The 26,407-nt window shown below is 60.2% G+C and carries 26 protein-coding genes; 15 read left to right on the top strand and 11 right to left on the bottom strand.

Going from position 1 to position 26,407, the window contains the following annotated elements; all coding sequences use genetic code 11:
• Positions 1–81 precede the first annotated feature (81 nt).
• The 10 genes from M3P21_RS03750 to M3P21_RS03710 all read left to right on the top strand — a co-directional run bounded on the left by M3P21_RS03750 (position 82) and on the right by M3P21_RS03710 (position 9,882).
• Entirely contained in the window at positions 82–615 is a 534-nt protein-coding gene (locus M3P21_RS03750; protein ID WP_249707119.1) for a DUF3305 domain-containing protein, read from the top strand.
• Positions 612–1,157, top strand: a complete 546-nt coding sequence (locus tag M3P21_RS03745) for a DUF3306 domain-containing protein (RefSeq protein WP_249706925.1) — start codon at positions 612–614, stop codon at positions 1,155–1,157. The genes M3P21_RS03750 and M3P21_RS03745 overlap by 4 nt, the downstream gene beginning before the upstream one ends.
• Before the next feature lie 2 nt (positions 1,158–1,159).
• On the top strand, positions 1,160–1,783 hold the full coding sequence (locus M3P21_RS03740; RefSeq protein WP_249706923.1) for a TorD/DmsD family molecular chaperone: 624 nt from the start codon (positions 1,160–1,162) through the stop codon (positions 1,781–1,783).
• Positions 1,784–1,838: 55 nt separating this feature from the next.
• Positions 1,839–2,024: a ubiquinol-cytochrome c reductase iron-sulfur subunit N-terminal domain-containing protein gene (locus M3P21_RS03735; RefSeq protein ID WP_249706922.1), complete on the top strand. Its 186-nt coding sequence runs from the start codon at positions 1,839–1,841 to the stop codon at positions 2,022–2,024.
• Positions 2,025–2,176: 152 nt separating this feature from the next.
• On the top strand, positions 2,177–5,074 hold the full coding sequence (locus M3P21_RS03730; protein WP_249706920.1) for a formate dehydrogenase subunit alpha: 2,898 nt from the start codon (positions 2,177–2,179) through the stop codon (positions 5,072–5,074).
• 13 nt (positions 5,075–5,087) lie between these two features.
• The gene (gene fdh3B / locus M3P21_RS03725; protein WP_249706918.1) at positions 5,088–5,681 is read left to right on the top strand and encodes a formate dehydrogenase FDH3 subunit beta; all 594 of its coding nucleotides are present in this window, start codon (positions 5,088–5,090) and stop codon (positions 5,679–5,681) included.
• Positions 5,682–5,915: 234 nt separating this feature from the next.
• Positions 5,916–7,097: a formate dehydrogenase subunit gamma gene (locus M3P21_RS03720; protein ID WP_249706917.1), complete on the top strand. Its 1,182-nt coding sequence runs from the start codon at positions 5,916–5,918 to the stop codon at positions 7,095–7,097.
• Complete coding sequence (locus M3P21_RS03715; protein ID WP_249706914.1) at positions 7,078–8,400, top strand: c-type cytochrome; 1,323 nt, start codon at positions 7,078–7,080, stop codon at positions 8,398–8,400. Before M3P21_RS03720 ends, M3P21_RS03715 begins: the two co-directional genes overlap by 20 nt.
• Before the next feature lie 2 nt (positions 8,401–8,402).
• Entirely contained in the window at positions 8,403–8,528 is a 126-nt protein-coding gene (locus M3P21_RS22520) for a hypothetical protein (RefSeq protein ID WP_283780833.1), read from the top strand.
• A gap of 4 nt (positions 8,529–8,532) precedes the next feature.
• Complete coding sequence (locus M3P21_RS03710; protein ID WP_249706911.1) at positions 8,533–9,882, top strand: sigma-54-dependent transcriptional regulator; 1,350 nt, start codon at positions 8,533–8,535, stop codon at positions 9,880–9,882.
• Positions 9,883–10,041: 159 nt separating this feature from the next.
• Here M3P21_RS03710 and M3P21_RS03705 read toward each other — a convergent pair whose 3' ends face one another.
• Entirely contained in the window at positions 10,042–10,794 is a 753-nt protein-coding gene (locus M3P21_RS03705) for an amino acid ABC transporter permease (protein WP_249706908.1), read from the bottom strand.
• 16 nt (positions 10,795–10,810) lie between these two features.
• Positions 10,811–11,557, bottom strand: coding sequence for an amino acid ABC transporter ATP-binding protein (locus M3P21_RS03700; RefSeq protein ID WP_249706906.1), 747 nt, complete (start codon positions 11,555–11,557; stop codon positions 10,811–10,813).
• Between the two features lie 110 nt (positions 11,558–11,667).
• Here M3P21_RS03700 and M3P21_RS03695 point away from each other — a divergent pair, with 110 nt between their 5' ends.
• The gene (locus M3P21_RS03695; RefSeq protein ID WP_249706903.1) at positions 11,668–12,444 is read left to right on the top strand and encodes a transporter substrate-binding domain-containing protein; all 777 of its coding nucleotides are present in this window, start codon (positions 11,668–11,670) and stop codon (positions 12,442–12,444) included.
• A gap of 71 nt (positions 12,445–12,515) precedes the next feature.
• Positions 12,516–13,163 carry a glutathione S-transferase family protein gene (locus M3P21_RS03690; protein WP_249706900.1) on the top strand — a complete coding sequence of 216 codons (648 nt, stop codon included), beginning with the start codon at positions 12,516–12,518 and terminating at the stop codon, positions 13,161–13,163.
• A 57-nt stretch (positions 13,164–13,220) separates the two neighbouring features.
• Here the strand turns inward: M3P21_RS03690 and M3P21_RS03685 are convergent, their stop codons facing one another.
• The 8 genes from M3P21_RS03685 to M3P21_RS03650 form a co-directional block, all read right to left on the bottom strand.
• Positions 13,221–14,453 carry an MFS transporter gene (locus tag M3P21_RS03685; protein ID WP_249706898.1) on the bottom strand — a complete coding sequence of 411 codons (1,233 nt, stop codon included), beginning with the start codon at positions 14,451–14,453 and terminating at the stop codon, positions 13,221–13,223.
• 5 nt (positions 14,454–14,458) lie between these two features.
• Complete coding sequence (locus tag M3P21_RS03680) at positions 14,459–14,737, bottom strand: hypothetical protein (RefSeq protein ID WP_249706896.1); 279 nt, start codon at positions 14,735–14,737, stop codon at positions 14,459–14,461.
• Entirely contained in the window at positions 14,734–18,324 is a 3,591-nt protein-coding gene (locus tag M3P21_RS03675) for a choice-of-anchor D domain-containing protein (RefSeq protein ID WP_249706893.1), read from the bottom strand. The genes M3P21_RS03680 and M3P21_RS03675 overlap by 4 nt, the downstream gene beginning before the upstream one ends.
• Positions 18,321–18,662, bottom strand: coding sequence for a hypothetical protein (locus tag M3P21_RS03670; RefSeq protein ID WP_249706890.1), 342 nt, complete (start codon positions 18,660–18,662; stop codon positions 18,321–18,323). The genes M3P21_RS03675 and M3P21_RS03670 overlap by 4 nt, the downstream gene beginning before the upstream one ends.
• A 399-nt stretch (positions 18,663–19,061) precedes the next feature.
• Positions 19,062–19,694 (bottom strand): nucleoside/nucleotide kinase family protein, encoded by a 633-nt coding sequence (locus M3P21_RS03665; RefSeq protein ID WP_308445910.1) that lies wholly within the window; start codon positions 19,692–19,694, stop codon positions 19,062–19,064.
• Positions 19,691–20,458 carry an ATP-binding cassette domain-containing protein gene (locus M3P21_RS03660; RefSeq protein WP_249706887.1) on the bottom strand — a complete coding sequence of 256 codons (768 nt, stop codon included), beginning with the start codon at positions 20,456–20,458 and terminating at the stop codon, positions 19,691–19,693. The genes M3P21_RS03665 and M3P21_RS03660 overlap by 4 nt, the downstream gene beginning before the upstream one ends.
• The gene (locus tag M3P21_RS03655; RefSeq protein WP_249706884.1) at positions 20,458–21,519 is read right to left on the bottom strand and encodes an ABC transporter permease; all 1,062 of its coding nucleotides are present in this window, start codon (positions 21,517–21,519) and stop codon (positions 20,458–20,460) included. The genes M3P21_RS03660 and M3P21_RS03655 overlap by 1 nt, the downstream gene beginning before the upstream one ends.
• Positions 21,520–21,614: 95 nt before the next feature.
• Positions 21,615–22,628 (bottom strand): sugar ABC transporter substrate-binding protein, encoded by a 1,014-nt coding sequence (locus M3P21_RS03650; protein WP_249706881.1) that lies wholly within the window; start codon positions 22,626–22,628, stop codon positions 21,615–21,617.
• Positions 22,629–22,818: 190 nt separating this feature from the next.
• Between M3P21_RS03650 and M3P21_RS03645 the strand changes: the two genes are divergently transcribed.
• The gene (locus M3P21_RS03645; protein WP_373319946.1) at positions 22,819–24,018 is read left to right on the top strand and encodes an ROK family transcriptional regulator; all 1,200 of its coding nucleotides are present in this window, start codon (positions 22,819–22,821) and stop codon (positions 24,016–24,018) included.
• A 189-nt stretch (positions 24,019–24,207) separates the two neighbouring features.
• Positions 24,208–25,509 (top strand): tetratricopeptide repeat protein, encoded by a 1,302-nt coding sequence (locus tag M3P21_RS03640; protein WP_249706878.1) that lies wholly within the window; start codon positions 24,208–24,210, stop codon positions 25,507–25,509.
• On the opposite strand, the gene M3P21_RS22515 is transcribed toward M3P21_RS03640, so the two are convergent.
• The gene (locus M3P21_RS22515) at positions 25,494–25,622 is read right to left on the bottom strand and encodes a hypothetical protein (protein ID WP_283780832.1); all 129 of its coding nucleotides are present in this window, start codon (positions 25,620–25,622) and stop codon (positions 25,494–25,496) included. The genes M3P21_RS03640 and M3P21_RS22515 overlap by 16 nt on opposite strands.
• Before the next feature lie 326 nt (positions 25,623–25,948).
• On the opposite strand from M3P21_RS22515, the gene M3P21_RS03635 reads away from it, so the two are divergent.
• A complete protein-coding gene (locus tag M3P21_RS03635) occupies positions 25,949–26,401 on the top strand; it encodes a c-type cytochrome (RefSeq protein WP_249706876.1) in 453 nt (150 codons plus the stop codon).
• Positions 26,402–26,407: the final 6 nt, after the last annotated feature.

Genomic DNA, 26,407 nt, shown 5'->3' with positions numbered 1-26,407 from the left:
CTTCTCGGCTACTGGCTTTGGCGGTTTGATAGATCTCAAGGAGGAGATTGGGTGATCCGAAACCCCGACCAGCACCGATACATGCCGTTGGGTGTCGTCTTGCGACGGCTGCCGGGCGTGACCCGCTGGGCCTCTTACAGCTGGAAAGCCGTCGCTGTCTTGCCCGGAGCCGGACCCGCCGATTGGCAGGAGCTGCGCCGCGACAGCGAGGCGGTCGAATACCACGCCGCGACCCTGACTCTGAATCTGCACGGGGCCGAGACCGAGGCGTATTTGCATGGATTGTCGGCTCAGGTGCCTGCGATCTATGTCGTGATGCGCGAGGAAGGTGGCGAACAGCCGCTCGACATGGTGTTGGTCACCGCGTCGCCTTACGAGGCGCAGGATTACACCGATAGCGGCGAGGAGATCGTCGAGAAAGTGCCGATGCCCGATGGTCTGATGGCCTGGGTGCAGGCCTTTGTCACCGACTTCCATCACGATGAGGTTTTCATCAAACGAAAGCGAGACAAGAAACGCACCGACCTGACCCAGGACGGCATCGGTGATCCACGGATCGCAGGAGCGGGGGACATCTATGCCTCGCCTGCGCGGCAGCGGAGGCGGGTGCATTGAGTGACGGGCGCGATTTCTGGTCCCGGCGCCGCGCCGGGGTTGAGGCCGAAGCGCAGGCGGTCGAGGTCCGCATGGTCGAAACTGAGGCTGCCAGGCTTGAGGCCCGCCCGGATGACGAGATTTTGACGGAACTCGACCTGCCCGAACCCGAGGCGTTGGACAGTCCCGACGCGGTTCGGGATTTCCTGCGGGCCGAACTGCCTCAGCGTCTCAAGACCCGCGCGCTGCGGCGGCTCTGGCGGTTGAACCCGACGCTCGCCAATCTCGACGGGCTGGTCGATTACGGCGAGGATTACACCGACGCCGCGACCGTCGTCGAAAACCTGCAGACCGCCTATCAGGTGGGCAAAGGCATGCTGACAGCCTTTGTCGAGGAGACCGAAGAGCAGGCGACGCGGGACCCTGTCACCGAAGAGATTGAGCCAGAAGCCGACACCGCGCCGCTTGTCGCGCAGGCCGACCCGCAGCCTCTACCAGAGCCTGATCCCGCGCCCGTTGCGATGCCGCAGCGGCGGATGCGGTTCAGTTTTGACACGGCCTAAGAATGGAAGACACGAAGATGAACGCCGCCCAGGACATTCAGATTGCAGACATGGATCGCGCCCGCGCCGATCTTTACAACTTTCTCGGCGCGCTGCTGGCCAGCCCGCCCGACGAGATGCTGTTGGCGCAGACTGGCAGCCTGAACGGTGACGCAACAGAGTTGGGGCAGGCCATCGGCATGCTGGCCAAGCTGGCCCGCGTGACAAAGCCCAAGGCGGCGGAAACAGAGTTCAACAAGCTTTTCATCGGTCTGGGGCGGGGCGAGTTGTTGCCCTTCGCCAGTTACTACCTGACCGGGTTCCTGAACGAAAAACCGCTGGCGCTGCTGCGCCAGAACATGGCGGCAAAGGGAATGCAGCGGTCAGAGACCGTGTTCGAACCCGAAGACAGCATTGCCAGCCTGATGGAGATGATGGCGGCCATGATCGTTGGCCGTTTCGGTCCGCCAGCGGAGCTTGCCGCGCAAAAACAGTTCTTCAACACGCATATCGGCCCTTGGGCCGGGCATTTCTTTGCCGACCTCGAAGAGGCCAAGACCTCGGTCTTTTACACGCCGGTGGGCACGGTGGGGCGGATTTTCATGACGGTGGAGGCGGAAGCCTTCCGGATGAGCGGCACCGAGTGATCGGCGTCATCAAGGGCAGGGCAACCTGCCGGCAACATCAAAAGGAGACATGTCGATGAACGGGAAAGAAGACGGTGCAACGCGCCGCGACTTTCTGAAACTGGCCACAACGGCGGCACCCGTTGCGGCGGTTGCAGTGGCGACCGGTACACAGGCCGAGGCGGTTGAACCGGACCTGAGCAAGGAAACGATGCAGGATACGGCGCATACCCGCGCGTATTTTGACAGCGCGCGGTTTTAGGCGCGCCAACACGGGAGGAGGGCCGCGCCCGGGAATCAGCCCGGACGAGGCAGGCCAACAGCGACTGGTTGCGTGACGCCCGACTGCTGCAGGCCAAAGACGAAACCAAGCGAGCAACCCGGGTCAACGGGACGCAAGCAAGGGAGGAAACCATGCTGAGGAAAAAGACCAACGGGGTTGCGCGACGCCCCCAGCGGACAAGTATCCTGTCTGAAGCAGCCAATGCCTCGGTAGACCGGCGCGCTTTTTTGCGCGGTTCGGGGCTGGTGATTGGGGGCCTGTCGGCGATCGCCGCCACGGGCGGGACGGTCACCCAAGCCGACGCTGCCACGGCGGCAGCGGGCAAAGTTGATTTGAAGAAAACGGTATGCACGCATTGCTCGGTCGGCTGTACGGTCATGGCCGAGGTGCAGGACGGTGTCTGGACGGGTCAGGAACCCGGCTGGGACAGCCCCTTCAACCTGGGGGCGCACTGCGCCAAGGGGGCTTCGGTCCGTGAGCACGCCCATGGCGAGCGCCGTCTCAAATACCCGATGAAGAAAGAGGGTGGCGAGTGGAAGCGCATCAGCTGGGAACAGGCGATCGACGAGATCGGCGGCGGCATGATGAAGATTCGGGACGAAAGCGGCCCGGACAGCGTCTATTGGCTGGGCTCGGCCAAGCACAACAACGAACAGGCCTATCTGTTCCGCAAATTCGCAGCCTACTGGGGCACGAACAACGTCGACCATCAGGCGCGTATCTGCCACTCGACCACCGTTGCGGGTGTTGCGAACACATGGGGCTACGGCGCCATGACCAACAGCTACAACGACATCCATAACTCCAAGGCGATCTTCATCATCGGCGGCAACCCGGCCGAGGCGCATCCCGTCTCGCTCTTGCACCTGCTGCGCGCCAAGGAGCAGAACAACGCGCCGGTCATCGTCTGCGATCCGCGCTTTACCCGCACCGCGGCCCATGCGGACGAGTATGTGCGCTTCCGCCCCGGCACTGATGTGGCGCTGATCTGGGGGATCCTGTGGCACATCTTTGACAACGGGTGGGAGGACAAAGAGTTCATCCGCACCCGCGTCTGGGGCATGGATCAGATCAAGGACGAAGTTGCCCGCTGGACCCCCGAAGAGGTCGAGCGTGTGACCGGTGCCCCCGGCTCGCAGCTCAAGCGCGTTGCCCGGACCATGGCCAACAACCGCCCCGGCACCGTGATCTGGTGCATGGGTGGCACGCAGCACACCAATGGCAACAACAACACCCGCGCCTATTGTGTGCTGCAGCTTGCGCTGGGGAACATGGGGACCGCAGGTGGCGGTACCAACATCTTCCGCGGTCATGACAATGTGCAGGGCGCGACCGATCTTGGCGTTCTCAGCCACACGCTGCCGGGCTATTATGGCCTGTCAGCAGGGGCCTGGGGCCACTGGGCCCGCGTTTGGGGCGAAGACCCAGAATGGCTGGCCAGTCAGTTTGACAAGACCACAGGTGCGGACGGCAAGGAGAAGTCGCTGCAGAACCTCACCGGTATCCCGGTGTCGCGCTGGATCGACGGTGTTCTGGAAGACCCGGAAAACACCGATCAGCCCAGCAAGGTCCGCGCCATGGTACTGTGGGGCCACGCGCCCAACTCGCAGACCCGAATGACGGAAATGAAGACGGCGATGGAGCAGCTCGACATGCTGGTCGTCATCGACCCTTTCCCAACCGTCTCGGCGGTGCTGCATGACCGCACCGACGGGGTTTACCTGCTGCCGGCGACGACCCAGTTCGAAACCCGTGGTTCGGTCACTGCTTCGAACCGGTCCTTTCAGTGGCGCGAGCAGGTCATCGACCCGCTCTTCGAATCAAAGCCGGATCACGAGATTATCGCTCTGTTTTCGAAGAAGTTCGGTTTCCATGACCGCATCTTCCGCAATATCAAGCTGGAAGAAGACGGCCTGACACCCGAGCCCGAGGATACACTGCGCGAGATCAATCGCGGCATGTGGACAATCGGCTATACCGGCCAAAGCCCCGAGCGGATCAAGAAGCATATGGCGAACCAGCACACCTTCGACCGGACGACGCTGCAAGCCGTGGGTGGTCCGGCAGATGGCGACTATTATGGTCTGCCATGGCCCAGCTGGGGTCCGCCCGAGATGAACCATCCGGGTACGCCGAACCTCTATGACATGTCCAAGCCTGTGGCCGAGGGTGGCCTGACCTTCCGCGCGCGCTTTGGTGTTGAGCGGGACGGTGAGAACCTGCTGGCCGAAGGGGTCGCAAGCGCGGGGTCGGAAATTCAGGATGGCTATCCGGAATTCACCATGCAGATGCTGATGGATTTGGGCTGGGATGGTGATCTGACCAGCGAGGAACGCGCCGCGATTGATGCCGTGGCGGGCCCCGAGACAAACTGGAAAACCGACCTGTCAGGCGGCATCCAGCGGGTGGCGATCAAGCACGGCTGTGCGCCCTTCGGGAACGCCAAGGCCCGCACGGTCGTGTGGACTTTCCCCGATCCGGTGCCGGTGCACCGCGAGCCGCTTTACACCAACCGCAGGGACCTGGTGGCGGACTATCCGACCTATGAGGACCGTAAGTTCTATCGCCTGCCGACGATGTACGCATCGATCCAGAAGCAGGACTTTTCAAAGGACTATCCGATCATCCTCACCTCCGGTCGTCTGGTTGAATATGAGGGCGGCGGCGACGAAACCCGTTCGAACCCGTGGCTTGCCGAGCTGCAACAGGACATGTTTGTCGAGATCAACCCGCGTGACGCCAACAATCTGGGCTTGCGGGACGGCAGCCAAGTCTGGGTCGAAGGACCCGAAGGCGGCAAGGTCAAGGTGATGGCAATGATCACCAACAGGGTCGGCGAGGGCGTGGCCTTCATGCCGTTCCACTTTGGTGGCCATTTCCAGGGCGAGGATCTGCGGTCCAAATACCCCGAAGGGGCGGACCCCTATGTGTTGGGCGAAAGCTGCAACACGGCCCAGACCTATGGCTATGATTCAGTCACCCAGATGCAGGAGAGCAAAGTGACTCTCTGCAAGATCTGGACAGCGTAAGGAGACCCGAGAGATGGCAAGAGCAAAGTTTCTCTGCGATGCCGAGCGCTGCATTGAGTGCAACGCCTGCGTCACGGCCTGCAAAAACGAGCATGAGGTGCCCTGGGGCATCAACCGCCGCCGCGTGGTAACCATCAACGATGGGGACCCCGGTGAGAGGTCGATTTCCGTGGCCTGCATGCATTGTTCCGATGCGCCCTGTATGGCGGTCTGCCCGGTGGACTGCTTCTATCAGAACGAAGAAGGGGTGGTTCTGCACTCCAAGGACCTCTGCATCGGCTGCGGCTATTGCTTCTACGCGTGCCCCTTCGGCGCGCCGCAATTCCCGCAGGCAGGCAATTTCGGGTCGCGCGGCAAGATGGACAAATGCACCTTCTGCGCTGGCGGCCCCGAAGAAACCCACTCCACCGCCGAGTTTGCAAAATACGGGCGCAACCGGATTGCCGAGGGCAAGCTGCCCATCTGCGCCGAGATGTGTTCGACCAAGGCGCTGCTGGCCGGGGATGGCGATGTCGTGTCGGCCATCTACCGCGAGCGTGTGGTTGCCCGTGGTTTCGGTTCGGGCGCGTGGGGCTGGGGTTCAGCCTATGGCCGTCAGGACGGGTAATCCCGGGAGCTATTCACGGCGCGGGTTCAAGCGCGCGCCGCTTTGATCAGGCCGGAACCGTGGCAAGACTGTCCCTGAAGGTGTTGTTGGATATCGCAACGTTGGGTGCATTTCTGATTAAGGGTGGTGGGGTGATCCGCTGCCCGGCTACTTGAGGATGTTTCTTCGTGCCCTGCCGCTTCACCACGTGAGGACCTCTTCAATGTCCTATCGCTTCGCTACTTGAGGACTCCTATGCGCTTTCTTCTTTGTATACTCGCCCTTTGTCTGGCGCTTCCGGTCGCGGCGCAGGAAGCTACGCCGACACCGGACCGTTCTGCCACCGGCGGGGCGCAAACGCTTGAGGATATCATGGCGCGCCAGCGCGGCGAGCAGGTCGCGCCCAAGACAGGTGACGCCGCCGGTGCGGCCCGTGATCTGTCGGGCCAGCTGGGTACGCTCGGCGGAGCGTCAGACCCCGAGCTGTGGCGCGCGCTGCGCTACGGGTCGGCGGACATAACCGTGTCCTCAGGGGGCGAGGTCGCCTCGGTGCTGATGCAGGATGGCGGCATGGCCTGGCTGGAATTCCGCAAGGGGCCGCTGGCGACCTATGGCGGGTATCTGCTGCTGGGCACCCTTGCACTGTTGCTGGTGTTCTTTGTCCTGCGGGGCCGGATCAGGCTGGACTATGAGAAGACGGGGCGCACCGTGACACGGTTCAAGAGCTTTGAACGCGCGGCCCATTGGTTGCTGGCGGGGTCATTCATCCTGCTGGGGATCACCGGCCTGTTGACCCTGTTCGGGCGTATGTTCGTTGCGCCCTACATTTCAAAGGAATTCAACGCGACCCTGCTGATGGGGGCGAAACTTATTCACAACAACGTGGCCTGGGCCTTTGAAGTCGCGCTGATCGCCGTGTTCTGCCTTTGGGTCTGGCACAACATCCCGAACCGCACTGATTTTACCTGGTTCGCGCAGGCCGGGGGCATTGTCGGTTCCAAACACCCGCCCGCCAAGAAGTTCAATGGCGGTCAGAAAATCATCTTCTGGAGCGTGATCCTGCTGGGGGCATCAATTTCTCTGACCGGGGTGTCGCTGCTGTTCCCGTTTGAATTCCCGATGTTCCTGAAAACCTTCGACATCCTGCGCAGCGTGGGGATTACCGAACTGCCTTTCTACGGCCCGCTGCCCACGGACCTCGCCCCGCATGAAGAGATGCAATATGCGCAAGCCTGGCACGCCATCGTCGCCTTTGTCCTGATGGCGATCATCATCGCCCATATCTATATCGGCTCTGTCGGGATGGAAGGCGCCTATGATGCCATGGGCTCGGGCGAGGTGGACGAGGCCTGGGCCCGACAGCATCATTCGCTCTGGCTGGAAGAGCTGGAAGAAGAAGGCAAGGCGGCACCCAAAGATGCAACGCCTGCTCAATAGCCTGTGCCTGTGCCTGTGCCTGTGTCTGGCGCTGCCTGCTGCGGCACAGGACTTTATCACCTACAAGGGTCATGGCGGGCCGATCATGGCGCTTGACGTGTCGCCCGAGGGTCGGCTCGCGTCAGCGAGTTTTGACAACTCGGTGGGGCTCTGGCCGGGGCCGGAATGGTTGGAGGGCCACGATGCCGCGGTGACTGCTCTGAATTACGAGGCTGCGCCTGCGTTGCTGTCGGGGGGCGACGACTTTCGTGTTCTTCTCTGGCACTCGCAGCGAAACGACCCTGTCGAGTTAACAAAACTCAAAGGCAAGATCAGCGCCATCGCCATTGGCGCCGATCCCGTTCGTATCGCTGTCGCGAGCTGGGATGGAACCATCCGCCTGCTGCACATTGTTGATCTGTCAGGCACCGATGTGCCAGACTCTTTGGCCCTTGAGATCTTTGACTTGCTGGACCACCGGTCAAACGTGACGGATGTCGCGTTCTCACCAGATGGCACTCTTTATTCGTCTTCATCAGATGGAACCCTGCGGGTTTGGGAGGGAACGGACAGCCAGTTGACCGCGCGCGTGATTGCCAATCACGGCTTCGGGATCAACCGCATTGTCGTGCATGATGACTGGATTGCCTATGGCGCCGTTGACGGCGCGACGCGCGTGATCGACCCGGAGACGGGTGCGCAACTGGCTGATTTCACGCTCGACCGCCGCCCGATCCTGTCGATGGAGCACCACCCGCAGACCGGCCAGCTTGCTATCGGGGACGGCGAGGGGCATATCATGATCGTGGACACCAACACCTGGCTGATCACCCGTGATTTCCGCGCCATGCGTGAGGGGCCGGTCTGGGCGCTGGCCTTTTCCACCGATGGCACCGTGATTCACGCGGGCGGGATCGAGGACGTGATCTTTGCCTGGCCCGTCGCGTTGCTGGACACTTACGACCCCGCCGGGGGTGGCAGGCGCAGTTTCCTGCGCGATGTAGCCACCATGGATAACGGCGAGCGGCAATTTATGCGCAAATGCTCGATCTGCCACAGTCTCAAGGCCGGTCCATCGCGCAAGGCGGGGCCGACGCTGCACCGTCTGTTTGGGCGCAGGGCCGGGGTCGTGCCGGGCTATCGCTACTCGCCAACGCTCGACGGGTCTGCAATTATCTGGACCGACACTACTATCGACACGCTGTTCGACAAGGGGCCGGACCATTATATCCCCGGCTCGAAAATGCCGATGCAGGTGATTGCCGGTGAGCGCGACCGGGCCGATCTGATCGCATTCCTGCGCCGAGCAACAAGGGAGGACTGACCATGAAGGCCATGATGATGGGCTTTGCCGCGATGATCGTCATTTCGGTGGGTGCGTATTTCGGGCTGCACGAACTGGGCTATTCGACCGATGCGCGCAGTCCGGGCGACACTGTGAGGCTTGATTGACATCATGAATGCGCCACCAAGCCACTCTTTGGACATGTACGGCCCCTCGTTGTCGGGGGCGTCGATCCTGGTGATCGATGACGAGCCGGGAATGCGCCACTTTCTGACAAAAACGCTGGAGACACGGGTGAAGCGCGCGGATGCCGTTGGCTCACCCGCGCAGGCGACCAGAGCGCTGGATGAGGCGCAGTATGACCTGGTGATCCTCGACAACTTGATGCCGGGTGGCACAGGTCTGGATTGGCTGACCGAGCAGAAGCGCAAGGGGTTCTTTGCCGACGCGATTCTGATCACCGCCTATGCCGATCTGGAAACGGCCATCGCGGCGCTCAGGGCCGGGGTCAGTGACTTTGTCCTCAAACCATTTCGCGCGAACCAGATCCTGAGCGCCGTCGCCCGGACTCTTGACCGCAAGTATCTGGAACGCGACAACACGCTGCTGCGGCGCGAACTGTCCTCGGGCAGCGGGCATGGCAAATTGCTGGGCAATTCCGAGCCGATGGAAGAGGTGCGTGCCATGCTGGCGCGTCTTGCACCGCTGCCAACGTCGGTTCTGTTCACCGGCGGCAGTGGTACCGGCAAGGAACTGGCCGCACGGCATCTGCATGACGCGTCAGACCGGGCGGTGGCCCCCTTTGTCCCGGTCAACTGCGCCACGATCCAGCCGGACCGCTTTGCCGAGGAGTTGTTCGGCATCGTCGGGGCCGAGGATCGGCTGAAGCCAGGCCTGTTGCTGCTGGCCGATCGCGGTACGCTGCTGCTGGACGAGATTGCACAGATGCCCGAAACGGTGCAGGCCGCGTTATTGCGCGTGCTTGAGGATAAGAAAGTGCGCCCGGTGGGAGCCGAGCGTGAGATACCGCTGAATGTCCGGTTCCTGTTCGCCACCAATGATGACATCGAGGCGGCTGTCTCGGCGGGGCGCTTCCGCGCCGATCTCTATCACCGCATCCATGTGGTGAAGATCGACATGCCGCCGCTCAGGGACCGGATGGATGACATCGTCGAACTTGCCGCCTATTTCATGGCCCAGTTTTCAGCGGCACTTGCCATGCCCTCGTTGCAGCTGGACGAGGAAACCTTGCTGAAGCTGCGCCGCTATGACTGGCCAGGCAATGTCCGAGAGCTGCGCAACCTGATCGAAAGATCGGTGATCCTGGGCGGTTTCCCCGAGGAATTTTCCGGTGGTGGCAGTGTCATCGGGACACAGGCGATCGAAAATCTGGATCTCGTTGTGCAGCGGCATATCCTGCGCATGGTTGACCTGTGTGGCGGCAACCGCGCCGAAGCGGCCCGTCGTCTGGGGGTATCCCGCAAGACCATCGACCGCAAGATGCAGGCCTGGTCGGAGTGACGGCCATGTTGCAACGGTTGCAACACAACGAGGTACTAAGTTTCACCCTGTTCCTGATTTTGCATTGATGAACTGTCAATTTTTATATTAATTTCAACTTATTGCATCTCGAAATTCAAGTCGATCCGATCGTGTTTCCATCATGGAAATCATGGGTCATTAACGCTCATCTGTCTTCATCCTTCGTTCCAGCCAACGGACACCGGCGGATACGATCAGGATCAGAACCAAGTACTCCAGTACCAGAATCGTGTAGATCTCCAGGGGTCGGTATTCGGACACGACCAGCTCGTTTGCCTTGCGGGTCAGTTCCTGCATCCCGATCACGGAAACCAGAGAGGACATCTTGAGCATATAGACCAGCTGGTTGCCCAAAGCAGGCAGGATGCGCTTGATCGCCTGCGGCAGGATCACGAACCGCATCATGTCGGTATAGCTCAACGAGATGCTGTGCGAGGCCTCGTACTGCCCCTTGTCGATGGATTGGATGCCGGCCCGGAAAATCTCGGCCTGAAAGGCGCTGTCGGACAGCGCGAGCGCAATCACCCCGGCCCAGAACACACCGATGGACAAGCCGGTTACCTGCGGCAAGCCATAATAGACCCACAAGATCAGAACCAGAATGGGGATCGCGCGGACCAGTTCGACATAGACCCTGTTGATCCGCCGCAAGTAGGGTTTTTGTGACAACCCCGGCAAGGCAACCAGCAAGCCCACAAAAACGGAAATCAAAATCGCAATCAGCGAGAGGGAAACCGTATAATACAGCCCGCTGAGCAGAAATCTGAGGTTGGTCATGCCGGTTTTGGTTGTCGGATTGACCACGTACCAACCCCAGTCCGCAGCACAACCTGACAGCAGTAGTGGAAGCAGCAAGACCAGGATTTTGTTTAACGGGCGCGTCACCAGCATCCCTACCTCCAATGCTTCAGTGTTGCAGGATCTTTTCCAGAAAGTCCTGGCAGCGTTGACTTTCCGGGGCGGCGAAGAACTTCTTCGGCGTTGCTTCCTCGACAATTTCGCCATGATCCATGAAGATCATCTTGTCCGCGACCTTTTTGGCAAAGCCCATTTCATGGGTCACGCAGATCATCGTCATCCCGCTGTCTGCAAGTTCAACCATCACATCCAGAACCTCGTTTATCATCTCGGGATCAAGCGCGGATGTCGGTTCGTCGAACAGCAGTATCTCCGGCTCCATGCACAAGGAGCGCGCGATCGCGACGCGTTGCTGCTGACCGCCGGACAATTGCCGCGGATACTTGTCCGCCTGTTCGGGAATCCGCACGCGTCCCAGATATGTCAGGGCCGTTTCGCGGGCCTTGTCAGCAGACAGCTTTCGCGCCCGCACCGGTCCCAGCATCAGGTTTTCCAGAACGGTCAGGTGTGGAAACAGATTGAATTGCTGAAAGACCATCCCAACCTTGGACCTGATCTTTCGCATGTTTTGCGGATTCTCATCCAGCTTGATGCCATCAATGACAATTGTGCCGCTTTCATGTGCCTCCAGACGGTTCACACACCGGATCAGTGTGGATTTCCCGGACCCGGATGGCCCGCAGATCACAACCTTTTCACCACGCTTCACCTCAAGCGACACTTGTTTCAATGCCTGGAACTCTCCAAAGTGCTTAGAAACGGCGTCCAGCTTGATAAGTGGGCTAGCGGTTGGCATGCCTGCGACCTCCTCCTGCTAAAGATAGGGGTAGTAATTAGTTGACCTAAATGCAATAAATTAATCTTGAAGCAATGCTTTCTCTGTCAGGTGTACCGGAGGACCCAACAATGAAATGTCTCAAGCCGCTCCTTGGATTTGTTCTGCTGATGCTGTTTGCCGTGCCGGCAGCAGCGCAATCCGCTTTGCAGGACGTCCTGAGTACGGGGGTCCTGAAGGTCGGCACAACGGGTGACTGGAACCCGATGACGATGAAAGACCCGGCGACCAACAGCTACACGGGCTATGATATCGACGTCATGACGGCGCTTGCCACCGATCTGGGGGTCGAGGTGGAGTTCGTGCCAACGGATTGGAAGACGCTCGTCAACGGCGTCAGCTCGGGCAAATACCACATTACCGGGTCGGCCTCGGTTTCGGCCGCGCGTGCCAAGGCGGCAGGGTATTCCGACAGCTATTTCTCGCTCGCCACGGTTCCATTGATCCTGTCCGAGAATGCCGAGCGCTTTTCGGATTGGAACGATTTGAACACGCCGGAAACAACCGTGGCCGCCACGCTTGGCACAACCCAGGAAAAACAGGTCAAACAGTATTTCCCGGATGCCAAGCATCAGATCGTGGAAGCCCCGGCGCGCGATTTTCAGGAGGTGCTGTCCGGTCGCGCAGACGCCCATATTACCTCCAATGTCGAGGCCATCAAGCTGGTGGAAAAATACCCGCAGATGATGATCGTGCCGGTATCGGAGCCGCGGTCGCCAACGCCCATTGCCATGTTGCTGCCGCAGTCGGATCAGGTGTGGATCAACTATGTGAACACCTGGATCGCGCTGAAATCAGAGCGCAATTTCTTTGATGACCTTGCCCTGAAGTGGAAGCTTACCCAGTAGCAGACCAATGATTGGGTCTATGTCTGACTGTCCGCCACGGCGAGCGGTCAGACGGTTTGACGGTTGGATGAATGCTGACGATCTACGCGATACCTCACAGCCTGTACTGCGCGAAACTGCGTATAGCCCTGCGGCACAAGCAACTGGTCTGGCAAGAGGAACTGCCACCGGATGGCGTCGGTTCTGACAAATACAGGTCAATCATCCCCTCGGGCAACCTGCCGACGCTGAAAGATGGCGAATTCATCCTGGGGGATTCAGAGGCAATCATCGAGTATCTGGAAGAGGCTTACCCGACCAATCCGCTGATGCCGGAAAACCCGCGACAACGGGCCAAATACCGCGAGATGAGCAGGTTTCACGATACCCGACTGGAGCCAGCGCTCAGGCTGTTCTTTCCCCTGGTCGATCCGGCCACCAGAGATCAAGACATTATTGGTGCCGCGATCATTGCGATGAATGCCAGACTCCAACAACTCGACACGATGCTTTCGGGGTTTGACCATGAGCGATTGCGACTGTTCGACTGCGGTTACCCGATCACCTTCGTTTGGTTGCGTGTCATCACGGATCGGCTTGGAACGGCGGTTCAATGGCCCGAGAACGTTGTTGCTTATGACACCTGGCTCAAAAGCACCCCCGCTATTGCAGAAGAAATCGCGAGTTACATGCCACATGTCGAAGATTGGTTGGCGATCAAGCTCGGGGCGTCGCAATAGAACTGCCAGAGCGGCAAGATCGATCGAGACATCACGTGCTGCTTTTCGGACTGCGCGCTAGCGTCCTCTCCGGGGTGCCTTCGCCCGTTCGACGCGCATGGCCTCATTGGCAGGTATCGCCAACGAGGTTCCGGATAGACACAGAATCCACAGCGCAATCAGCAAGGGGATCGCCGCGATGCTTGCGAACGAGGCCTGGTAGGACATCGTGCTGACCAGCGCACCTGCCACGATTGGGCCGGCGATCTTGCCCGCGTTCCGGATGGCGCCGATGCTGCCAAAGGCAAGGCCGAGATGCTGCGCCGATGTTGCGCCCGCGACAAGCGACAATGTCGCCGGGCCGAACGCGCCCTGACCCGCGCCAATGAACAGTGCCGCCGTCAGCATGGCGACCCACGTTGGACCCATAGCCGATAAAACCAGCAGCCCCGTGGCAAGCGCTCCCAGGCCAAGCAGTAGCGGAACCACGGGGCGGGTCCGGTCGGCGAGCCGTCCCATGGGCGGACGCAACACGGCATTTGCAACCTCCTGGATCGCAAGGAATGTGCCAATCTCGATAGGCTGGTGACCGGCAACAAGGGCCATGACCGGCATAAAGGCCTTGACCGCGTAGATCGCCACATAGGTTGTGCCCTCGACAACGGCAAGAATGAACAGCGGGCGATTGGATGCGATGGCTCGCACCGCGCCAGTCAGCGACCATTTTTGCGGAACCGCGACGTGATCGGCGTTTTTCAGGTACAATGTCGGAATGAAGGCCAGCGCGGAAAGGAAGCAGGTCGCGGCATAGATCATCTCAGGCGCGGCGAACGTCAAGGCGACACCTCCGATAAGCGGGCCAAGGATGTAGGACGTGGTGCGTGCCAGCCCGAACCAGCCAAAGGCTTCGGCCGCTTTTTCACTGCGCCAGGCGGCGATATAGGCCAGGGTCACCGGCCCATAAATTGCAGTCGAAAGCCCGTGGATTAGGCGTAGCACGAACAGGTCGGAGGGTCGTTCGACAAAGAGATAGAGGCACGGGATGACAGTGAACAGCGTGGTTCCTGTCAGCAGCCAGATCCACCGACCGCGATAATCCGACAGCAGGCCAAACAGTGGCTTGAGAAACAGTCCGGTCGCGGTCGATACCGATATGATTGCGCCGAGCAACAGGGGCGAGGCACCAAGACCGTGCGCAAAGACCGGCAACACTGGCGCCTTGCCGATCTGATAGCTTGTCCGCACGATCAGGTCGGCGAGGAACAGCGCGACAAGCGCCGATCCCCCGGCCAGGGCGTTCTCACGCGGCAACAAACCTAACCTCGGTCCATGTCATTACGCCTTTGCTGCCGGGTCGGACCGCAGCGGCCACTCATATGCCTGCCTGCCCCTAGGGCAATCAAGCCCAGAACCAACACGGTGATTGCCAGAATAAACACACTCATGATCAACATGGCGGCCACCGCCCCGGCCAAAAAGGCCGAGAGGAGAACCGCGAGCTCGGGTGACAGTGCAAGCAGCGCTTTTCTGCCGAAACGCTGCCGCACCACTGGCATGTCGCCTTCGTAACGGGTGATCGTGCGGCGATGGGTCAACAGGATTTCCCCGCCTTGATCATGTCACTCAGCTCTTGCCCGGCCCAGCATTTCAGGGCCGAATGCAAAGTGCGTTTCAGGTGGCCGGTCACGAAGATCGACACCTTTCTATTGTCCGGGTCGTCGGTCCTGACCACCAGCTTGCAACAGGCCGAATTGTTGCAGGTCGGCGTGTATTTCACGATCAGGTCCAGACAGGAGCCGGGCTTGACCGTCGCCGGGAACGGATTGCTGACGATCTTGAAATTCAGGCATTTCTGATCGCAGTGCGGCTTTTTCCTCCCGTGTTTGCCATAGCCGTCGTCCTTGCATCCGCAATCGCATCCACAGTCACAATCGCATCCGCAGTTGTCGCAATGAGAGAGCTCTTCGCAGCGGCTGGGTGGTTTGAAGCCCACCTTGGTCACATGAAGATCGCAATCGCCGGTATTGCAAATCGCAAAGGTGGTCAGGGCGTGGGTCCCAAGTTCGACCCCGCCGAAGCACCCTGTGCCGGTGATCGTCAGTTTGCCGCTTGGGGCAAACCCGGTGAGATCGATGGTTGCCGGGCTCGCCGGGTCATCGCTGACGACCGTGTTGGTGCCTGCTTTTGGGCCGAAGGAGGTCGGCTGGAACCGAATGGTCACCGGCACTGCAGCCCCCGAAGCGATGACAATCGGGAAGGTCAGGACCTGCGGCACGATGAACTCTGCCGAATTCGACGAGATTGCCGTGATCGTCAACGGGCATTTGCCACTGTTGGACAACACCAGCGTCTTGTCGCTGAAATGATCGACACAGACCTTTCCGAAATCGCCGTCATCGGCGAATGACAGCACCAGACGCGGAGGTGGCGCGGTTCCACGCACCTCAAGCTGCGCAGGGCTGTCCGGGTCATTGCTGCTGACGGTGATCACCGACAGGTCATTGCCGAACGCCGTAGGCTGATAGCGCAGCGGCAGCGTCATGCTTGCACCGGGTGCGATCTTCAGCGGGAAGGACACCGTATTGGGCACGAAGAATTCCGGCGCGGAAGACGCGATACCGCTGACCAGCAGCGGGCAGTGGCCGGAATTGTTGATCACGAGCCCCTGATCGCGGAATTTGCCGACGCAGACCTCACCAAAATCGCCACTATCGGCAATCGACAACTCGGCTGCCGCAGTGCCGCCCTCGCCGCTTGCCAGCAGATCGACGGTTGGCGATTCCGGGTCGTTGCTTGCGATCCGGATGGTTGCCAGGTCCGTCGCGCCCGGAGCCGAAGGCGTATAGGTCAGCGTGAAGTCGACCTCTCCTCCGGGGGCAATCGACAGGGGTGTGGAAGGGAAGGCTTCGACGTTGAACGCGGTCGAGCCGAGGATACGCTGCACGCTTTTGATGATCAGATCTTCAGTGCCGACATTGAAGATCTGCAAGGTCAACGACACCGGGCCTTCGCAGACTCTGCCGAATTCGAACCTGTCCTCAAGGTTGACGGCAATAACCGGGCCTTCTGGCGCGGCAAATTCGAACACGCCACGCCCATAGGTCGCCGCACGCAACACGTTTGAACCGCGCCCGACAACGATATCGGTCACCGGCGCGTTGGGAAAATGCAGGTCGTCCAGCACGTACCATGTATTGCCCCGATCAACCGAGCGCAGCACGCCCAAATCGCAGCCTGCATAAATGGTCGAGGGAGTCTCGTCACCGTCCAGAGCAATGGCGCCGAACGGCACGTTCACATCGGGCGATATATCGGCCCATTGGGTGCCGCCAATCGTGGTACGGAAAACGTGCCCCGGCGCGAAAGCCGTGGCGAAACCTCCAAGCACGCTGAAGATCGCCGTTTCATCGTTGGGATCGAAGGCCGACCGGGTGACATTTCGGCCCGGCAAGTTCCGTGTGATGTTGGTGAAAGTGACGCCATTGGGAAGCCCGACCGTTGCCGCCATCGCGTTGGTCGACACGAAAACCTGACTGCCGGCGGAAACGACCACGTTATTGCCGTTGGTGGGCGAGACAGAGATCCTTGGTGTGACAAAGCCCGAGGCAATCGGAAAGATCGCACGCCAGGTGACACCACCATCGAGGCTCTGCCAGATATTCGCGTTGCTCGCGACGTAGAAGACTCCGTCATTTCCGGGATCAGCGGCAAGGCTAGCCAGATAGAAGGCATCTTCGGCGCTGCCTCCAGCCCATGGTGTTACGTCATTGTTGCTGCCGCCATCATCGGTCGACCGGCGCACCCGGGTTGCGGGGTTGCCGCCGTTGCGCGTGAACAGCATGCGATCGGCGGTCACGCCGTCATAGACAATGTCCCAGCCATCCGCGCCGCCGATTGATGTCCATCCCAGCGCGCCATTAGTGCGCTTGTGCCCGTTGTCCTGAAAGCCCGCGACGGTCACGTCACCGGAAGCTCCGGGTTTGATGTCCATGTTGTAGATCAGCGTGGTCTGGAAGCCGCCAGAATTCAGCGCAGTCCATGTCGCGCCATCATCCGTCGACCGGAAGATGCCGCCGTCATTTCCGCAATAGACCGTGGTAGACGCGGGCGCTGGCGGCTGGAAAAAGCCCCAGGCATGGGTATCGGCATGCAGACCGTTCGAGACATTGGCGAAGTTTGCGCCTGAATCGGAAGACCGCACCTGGTTCTGGGTGCCCCAATACAGGATATCGTTGGCCCCATCCCCGGGCGAGGCCGGATCAACCGCCAGCGTCATGCAGTAGCCCGCAAAGGTGGTCGCGGCGGCAGCACCTGCTGCGGCCTGTTGGGTCCAAGTCGCGCCCTGATCCGTGCTCATGAACAGACCGATCGGATCGGGGTTGGAGCCCCGAACGTTATGGGCGATGACCGCATAGATAACCTGAATACCGCCCACAGCAGGGGGCGAGGTCGGGGGTGCAAGCCGCGCCAGGACCTGGCCCATCACCACACCGCCGCCCAGAACGGCCGCAACCGCCGGGGTGGCTGTCGTCATGATCGGTGCCCAGTTGGCACCGCCATCGGTGGACTGGAACACGCCCTGACGGCTCATACCCGTATAAAGGATGCGCGCACCTGCCGGTGAGGTGGTGTCAAGCTCCAGCGATCTTGCGTCGAAAGTCGCCGTCCCGGCACCCTGAACCCAGTTCTGGCCACCATCGTTCGAGACCCAGACGCCACTGCTCGTCGCGGCATAAACGATCTGCGAGTTTGCCGGATCGACAACGATCGAATTAACATTGCGGTTCGCGAAATCATCCGCATTGCCGTCATTGCCCTCGGGATAGCCCGAACCGAGCAGAATCCAACTGGACCCGCCGTCGAAGGATTTGAAGATGCCGACCCTCTGCTGCACCGAGACTGCACCCCGCGTGCTTGTGCCGACATAGATCACATCGGTGTCGCCGGGGTCGATGGCCACGCAATTGGGTTCACCGATCGCCAGGCACAGTTCTTCGTCAAAAAGGGCCAGCCAATTTGCTCCTCCGTCTCCGGTTTTCCAGATGCCGCCATCGGCAGTGCCGACATAAACGATATCCGGATCGCTGGGATGCGTCGCGATGGATGTGATCAGACCGTTATCTTCGCGCCCGCCCGTGATCGGGCTGGGGCCAATGGGTTTCCAAACTGTTCCCGGTATCATTTCTTGCCCTCCGCTCCGCCACTGCTATCGCCGTCGTCTCCGTCATCGTCGTCCGGAGGGGTGGGTGGGATGAAGGCAGGCTTGCCGCGGATGGCGCCGGGAAGTTTCTTGAATTGTTCGACAGCGCGGGCATAGGCTTGCGAAGAGGGTTCTTCACCCCCTTCGAGCCGGTGTTTCAGAAAGGCCTCGTGAACATCGAGGTTTTCAGGCACTTCGCCGGTAGGCTCGTCATCGCCTCCGCCGTCGCCGTATCCCCGGCCGTTCCCACCGCCGGAGCCGCCAGAGCCCTTTTTCCTGGGTTTTCGTGTCTTTGGTTTCGTCGACTTAGAATTCGCCATGATCAGACGCTCCTCTGAAATTGAGGTTCTGAATAACGAGCGACAAGGGTTTGGTTATCGAACGACCGATGCGAAAATTTCTAGATCACAAGACGCGTTAGACGTGTGGGGTCGCTTGGATCGGATGGGGCTGGCCTTCGAAAGTTGTAGTCACTCATTACCTTGGTTTTGCGCAAATGGGTGCGCACAAAAAATTGCAGTAACTTAAAAATATATGGCGAAATGGTACCATCCGACCCCGGTTCCGTCAAACGCCCCTCCTGATCTGCGCAAGGTTTCGCCCATAAGGGTGGCCCGGCAGGACTGCAACCTATGCTGGTCAATGGCATTTGCGTGGGGATTTGGCGAAACCATCAGGCCTGCGCCGGATGCTCTGTGAAATTGCCAGTGGGGGCCGTGTCAAACTGTCGTGACTGTCACGTTTGCGGGTAGGGTGGCCTGCGCTATGGTGTGGGCGTTTGCAATGTCGTTCCGGGTTGCGCGGGCGGTGGCGTCCTCTTGGGACAACCCGTGATCCAGCCACCTGTCAATCAGCCGTTTCTCGAGGGTTGGCAATGGCACGTCCAGGCGAATAGAGAGATCCCAGTGCTTGTGCAGGTCACGCCACTGGGGGGTATCGAGAAGCAGGTAATTCCCCTCAATGATGACCGTGTCGCAATGCGGGCCGATCAGACCGCCTCCGGCAATCGCGATGTCGCGGGCGCGGTCGAAGGTCGGGTAAAAGACCTCGTCTTCGGCATGCAGGCGGGATATCAGGTGGGCAAAACCCAGGACATCGAAAGTCGCGGGCGCGCCCTTGCGGTCAAGCAATCCGCGCTCGATCAGGATAGGGTTGTGCAGGTGGAACCCGTCCATGGGCACCACCTGGGTGTTACATCCGCAGGCGTTGAGCCCCTGCGCCAGCGCTTCGGCCAATGTGGATTTGCCACTGGCAGGCGCTCCGGCCAGCGCCACAAGCCGCCGTCGGCCCGCACGGGGGGCGGCGCGGATGGTGTCGATCAGCGTCGCGACCGGTGGGTCCAGCGCCATCATGCGGCAACGGGCGCCTCTTTTGCGCCGGTCATGAAGGCCACGGCGTCGGACATGGTGTAATCCTTTGGATCGATCACACAGAGCCGCTTGCCCAGCCGATGCACATGAATGCGGTCGGCGACCTCGAAGACATGAGGCATGTTATGGCTGATCAGAATGATCGGGATGCCGCGCGATTTCACGTCCTGTATCAGTTCCAGCACCTTGCGGCTTTCCTTCACCCCCAGCGCGGCGGTGGGTTCGTCAAGAATGATGACCTTTGACCCGAAGGCGGCGGCGCGGGCCACCGCAACGCCTTGCCGTTGCCCGCCCGACAGCGTTTCCACTGCCTGATTGATGTTCTGGATCGTCATCAGCCCAAGCTCGGTCAGCTTGTCGCGTGCGAACTTCTCCATCGCCGTGCGGTCCAACTGGCGCAGATACTTGCCGCGCCAGCCGGGTTTGCGAATCTCGCGGCCCATGAACATGTTGTCCGCAATCGACAGGGCAGGGGACATGGCGAGGGTCTGGTACACGGTCTCGATCCCCGCCTCGCGGGCTTCGATCGGTGAGGAGAACTGTACATCCTGACCTTCCAGCGTCACGGTGCCTTCATCCGGGATCACGGCGCCCGAAACCGCTTTGATCAAAGAGCTTTTGCCCGCACCGTTGTCGCCGATTACGGCCAGGATCTCTCCGGGCATCAGGTCGAAATCGCATTTGTCCAGCGCGGTCACCTTGCCATAGCGTTTGACCAGTCCACGGCCTTTCAGGATCGGTTCCATTATGCTGCCACCTTTCTGATCCACTGGTCCACGGCGACGGCCGCGATGATGAGCGCGCCGATCAGCAGGAAGGTCCATTGCGCATCCGCACCCAGCAGGCGCAGGCCCAGCGTGAAGACACCGACGATCAGTGCCCCGAAAAACGTGCCCAGGATCGAACCGCGTCCGCCAAAAAGCGAGATGCCCCCGATCACCACGGCCGTGATGCTTTCGATGTTCAAAAGCTGTCCTGAAGTGGGCGAAACCGATCCAATGCGGCCAATCAGAGCCCAGCCCGCGAAAGCACAGATCAGACCGGCAAGCGCATAGACCGAGATCAGTGTCCGGCGAACGTCGACCCCCGACAATTCGGCCGCTTCGGGGTCGTCGCCCACCGCATAGACATGCCGCCCCCAGGCGGTATGTCGCAGCACATAGGCCAGCACCAGAACAAGACAAATCAGGAAGATCACACCCACGGTAAAGACCGCACCACCGACATTGACCTTGGCGCCCAGCACCTGCAGCAGGGGCGCGTTGTCTTCGATATCCTGGCTGCGGATGGTTTCGTTGGCGGAGTAGAGGAAATTGGCGGCCAACACGATCTGCCACATACCAAGCGTCACGATGAAGGGTGGCAGTTTCATCACCGCGATCAGCCAGCCGTTGGCGTATCCGATTGCGGTGCCGCAGAGCAGGCCACAGATCACCGAAATCTCGACCGGCAAACCGTAGCGGAAGGTGAACTGGCCCATCACCACCGATGAGATCACTGCAATGGCCCCGACGCTCAGGTCGATGCCTGCCGTCAGGATGACAAGGCTTTGTGCGGCGGCCACGATGCCTACGATCTGCACCTGCTGCAGGATCAGGGTCAGGGCAAAAGGCGAGAAGAACTTGCTGCCCAGCAGGAGGCCGAAAATCGTGATCGCTGCCAGCAGAACGATCAGCGGAACAAGTGCCGGCGTGGTATGAAGCGCGTGATGAAACCGTCCGACCAACCCTTTCCCGGTGTCATCAAATGAGGCGATCTCGGGTTCTGCGCTTGTGGCGACAGACTCGTAATTGTCTGATGGGGGCATCGGTTTTCTCTCGGCAGAAGCGTAGAAAAGGGTGGCCGGAAAGAGCGGGGCGGTTCCCGCTCTTTCCTTGTATGTTCAGGTGGCGCGAAGGCAGGTCAGCCCCAGCACAACTCGGTTCCCTTGGCCGTGTCAATGCTGTCCACGCCATCGACGGGTTGGTCGGTGACCAGCGACACGCCGGTATCAAAGAAATCCTTGCCATCGGTGGCTTGCGGTTTGGTGCCGTCATTGGCCCAGGCCGCGATAGCCTCGATCCCCTTGGCCGCCATCAGCAGCGGGTATTGCTGCGAGGTGGCACCAATCACACCATCCTTGACGTTGTCCACGCCAGGGCAGCCGCCATCGACCGAGACGATCAGAACGTCGTTCTCGCGCCCGATATCCTTGAGCGCTTCATAGGCCCCGGCGGCGGCGGGTTCGTTGATGGTGTAGACCACATTGATTTCCGGATCTTTGGCCAGAAGGTTTTCCATCGCCTTGCGACCGCCTTCCTCGTTACCGGCGGTGATGTCATTGCCGACGATACGGGGGTCGGTCTCATCGCCCCATTTGTTGGGATCGCCCAGATCAATGCCGAACCCCTGCAGGAAACCCTGGTCGCGCAGCACGCCCACTGTCGGCTGGCTGACGGCCAGGTCAAGCATTGCGATCTTGGCATTGGCTGCTTCGTCTCCAAGAGCCGCCGCTGCCCATTGACCGATCAGTTCACCGGCCAGGAAATTGTCGGTGGCAAAGGTCATGTCCGCGGCATCGATCGGCTCAAGCGGCGTGTCCAGTGCGATGACCAGCAGTCCTGCGTCGCGGGCCTGCTCAACGGCCGGTACGATCGAACTGGTGTCGGACGCCGTCAGCAGGATGCCCTTGGCACCGCTTGCAATGCAGGTTTCGATGGCGGCGACCTGGGTTTCGTGGTCCCCATCAACCTTGCCGGCATAACTGTTCAGGCTCACGCCAAGTTCGGCAGCCTTGGCTTCGGCACCTTCGCGCATCTTGACGAAGAAGGGGTTGGTGTCCGTTTTGGTGATGAGACAGGCGGCAACCTCATCCGCCGACGCGGTTCCGGCCAGCGCGGTCAAAGCCAATGCCGACGAAGTCAAAAGTCTTTTCATGATGTCCTCCCAAGGAATTATCCTGACGCCGGGGCAAACTCACCCGGCCTGCACCTGAACGCTCTCCCGGCTTCAGGTTGGCTTCTAGCAAGCCTGATTCCCTGCGACCTGTCAATAAATAAATAAACTTGATTTATTAAACGGTGATTGGCATCTTTCCTCTGAACAGGAGATGAGTATGGTCGGCGTCATGGATGGCCAGGATGTCAGAGGACGTGCCGGAGGCGTGAACCAAAGTGGGGTTCGCGACTATAACGAACGTCTGCTTCTGTCCATGTTGCAACGCAACGGCGCCTTGCCGGGGATCGACATGGCGCGCCGCGCCGGGCTGTCGCCGCAGACGGTCTCGGTGATCTTGCGCAAGCTAGAGAAAGACGGGTTCGTCACGCGCGGTCAGCCGATCCGGGGCAAGGTCGGGAAACCGTCGATTCCGATGGAGTTGAACCCCGACGGCGTGTTGTCGTTGGGATTGAAGATCGGGCGCCGCAGCGCGGATCTGTTGTTGCTCGATTTCGCGGGCAGGGTGCGCAACCAGCTGCATACGTCGTTTCCCTATCCGATGCCCGAAACGCTTCTGGAATTTCTTGAACAGGGCATCGAATCCCTGTGCCAGGAGATGGACGAGAGCACGCGCGCCCGTCTTTGCGGCATTGGAGTAGCGGTGCCGTTCCAATTGTGGAAATGGCACGATCTGGTGGGCGCACCTGCTGGAAAGCTCGAAGTCTGGAAAGACCTGAGCTTTGCGGCGCGGGTCGCGGATTTCAGCGACTTGCCGGTTTTTGTAGTCAATGACGCGACCGCGGCCTGCCGCGCCGAGCATCTTTACGGCAGTGCCAAGAAATACCACGACTACGCCTATTTCTTCATTGGATCGTTCATTGGCGGTGGGGTTGTGCTGAATGACACGGTTTTTGAGGGCAACCAGGGGAATGCCGGGGCACTTGGATCAATGCGCAGCACCGGACCCCTGGGGGAAAGCCGACAACTGATCGACGTGGCCTCAATCCACCTGCTCGAGGCGCGTCTGATCGAGGCGGGCCTGGACCCGCAACTGCTCTGGCAACAACCACAGGACTGGAGCGCCCTGTCACGTTATGTCGACCCCTGGATCGGCGAGACGGCGCAGGAGCTTGCCAAGGCGTCCCTGTCTATCTGCTCGGTAATCGATTTCGAGGGGATCCTGATCGACGGTGCCTTTCCCGAACCCGTTCGCAATGAGCTGGTGGAGCGGGTGCGACGCTACCTGGTCAACCAGGACACGCGCGGATTGGTGGTCCCCAATATTGATCCGGGCGGTATTGGCGGTAACGCCCGTGGGATCGGCGCGGCAAGCACTCCGTTTTTCTCGCAATATCTGCTGAACACAAACGCCGGGCTGTCCGCGATCTAACCTCCCGGCTTGTTGGCGTGGAATGACTCCGATGGCGTGATCGCATTGGAGTCGGCTCAGATGCCGGTCCGTTCGTCCATGCCTCTCAAGAAAGGGTTGGTCGCCGGTTATTGGGCGTCCCCAATCAGGCCACCCGAGCCGGGGCTTCGGCATGCAACAACCGCGTGATCTGGGCGCATTTGTCTCGAAATGTCAAAAATGCTGTTGGGTTGGTCAATACCGATCGCGCCGGAAGGTCTATTTTTGCGTGACAGACAACATGAGATATCGTCGCAGGCCCTTCGCCAGAAAAGCACCCAGAATATGACCCTGTCTCAAGCCCGCAATCCAATGGCGACACGCCGGTTGCTTCGCTGCGCCCGTTCCCGGACGACGCGCGGGAAAGCGGCGCGGGCATGGTCGACACTCCCAAGGTCTCTGTGCCGGGTGGCATTGACAGTTGCATTGTGCGGCAGCGCTGCGATTGCGCAAACCGCAAGCCTGAAATCTTCTGATCCCGCAGTGAATACACATCACCGGGCCAAGGTGGAGGCGTCGATCAAATGCCCCAAGATCGAGGGTTGGAGCGCGCAAATGAAGGCGTTCGAGGCGGCTGCAACGCATAAGTGGGACCGCGCCACGATGGGGTGCGCGATTTTGTACGGAACTGAGGCGGTGGAGCAGCTTTCCGCGCCCAGTTCGGCACTTTGGGCGATATTGACTTTTCGCGCCGACAAGGTCGAAACCACGTTGGGTGTCCTAGCAGCGCATGTCGAATATTTTGATGTTCTGGACAAGCGCTATTCCGACCCCGACCTGAGCGTCGCCCTATCAAGCGAACTGGCAGTTCGCTGGGAGCAGACCCGTGCCTCGGGCGCCGAGATTATCGCCCGCATCAAGCCTTTGCTGTCCTCAATTCCCGAAGCCCGCATTCTGCGGGCTGCTTTCGCGACCGCCTCGACCCGGCGAGACACGACCTCCGCACAGCGCATCGCTGCCCTTCGCTCGGCGACAGTGGACTTGGAACGCGCGATCGCCGACAACCCCGAGGCGCTTGAGGGCACAGGCCAGAGGCTGCTGGGCCAGATTCTGCTCTTACCCGCAAAGTCGGGCGGCGATACTCAACGCGGTATTGCGTTGCTCGAGGCCGCACATCAACTGAACCCCAACGACCTGTCGATCCACCGAATGTTGGTAAGGGCTTATCTGGCCAACGGTGAAAACAGCAAAGCGACTGCAATGCTTCTGGCGGCGCTGGAGGCTGATCAGGCGATGGAAAACCCGCAAGATTATGTCGACGACACAAAAGACCTGGGCGAATTGGCGCTGCAAGCCGGCCAGCCTGACATTTCAGAGCGCCTGATGGAGCGGCGCGCGCACATGCTGGCGGACCGACCGGAATTGCTCGCGCGTGGTGGGCTTACCAGTTTTGGTGACGAACTCGCGCGGGCCAAACCCGATGCCCTGATCTCCAGATCCATTCAGAACACGTGGCATCAGCGCCCCAGGTGATGCACCTTCTGCAGGCCATAGACCGGGGTGTCGATCCCCTCCTGCTGTGCTTTCAGTTGTCCGAAATCGTCCAGAAAAGCCTGAGTCCGGTCGGCAAGTGTTGTATCGAGCATTCTGTCCTCCCTGAGTGTTTCTTCGTTCAGTTATTGGCAGGTCCGGGCCACCAATAGCCATTGGCCCGGAGGGCTGTGCGATGTGACCATCCCGCGCAAGCCGATTGTTCGCTTTCGGCTTGGTCATCTTTCTGGTGTTCATCGGAACCCTAGCATCAAATCCGGTTCAAAGTGGATTGCCACTTTGGTCGTCAAATTTCCCCTGTCCCGTGCCCGGCACCCGAAATAGCGGGCTTAATCCCGCAGGCTTGACTTTCGTTAAGGCCCCGGTCGCCCGCACCCGACATGGTTGCCCTCATCACCAACGCGGCGCAAAGGAGAGCGCAATGCGCGAAGTCATGACCAAAAGCATGGCCCGCAATATTTTCTATGGCGGGTCATTGTTCTTCATCCTCATTTTTGTGGGGCTGACAATTCACTCACACCGCTACATCGTAAACACCTCGACCGCGTCCCAGCCGCTGACCGAAAGCGTCGCCGCCGGCAAACGCGTGTGGGAGGACCACGCTTGCATCAACTGCCACACCCTGTTGGGCGAGGGCGCCTATTTTGCCCCCGAGCTGGCCAATGTGATGACCCGCTGGGGCGTGCTGGACGACCCGGAATCAGCCTACGACTCGCTCAAGGGCTGGATGGAAAGCCAGCCGACCGGGATCGAAGGGCGGCGGCAGATGCCGAATTTTGACCTGAGCGATGAAGACATACAGAACCTCACCGATTTCCTCATCTGGACAGACCATATCGACGCCCAGCAATGGCCGCCGAATGACGCAGGTTAAGGAGGG

The sequence above is a fragment of the Ruegeria spongiae genome (assembly GCF_023502395.1).
Classification (GTDB): Bacteria; Pseudomonadota; Alphaproteobacteria; order Rhodobacterales; family Rhodobacteraceae; genus Ruegeria_C; species Ruegeria_C spongiae.
The sequence above is the reverse complement of the archived record's forward strand: the minus strand, read 5'-3'. Positions and strand labels throughout refer to the sequence as shown.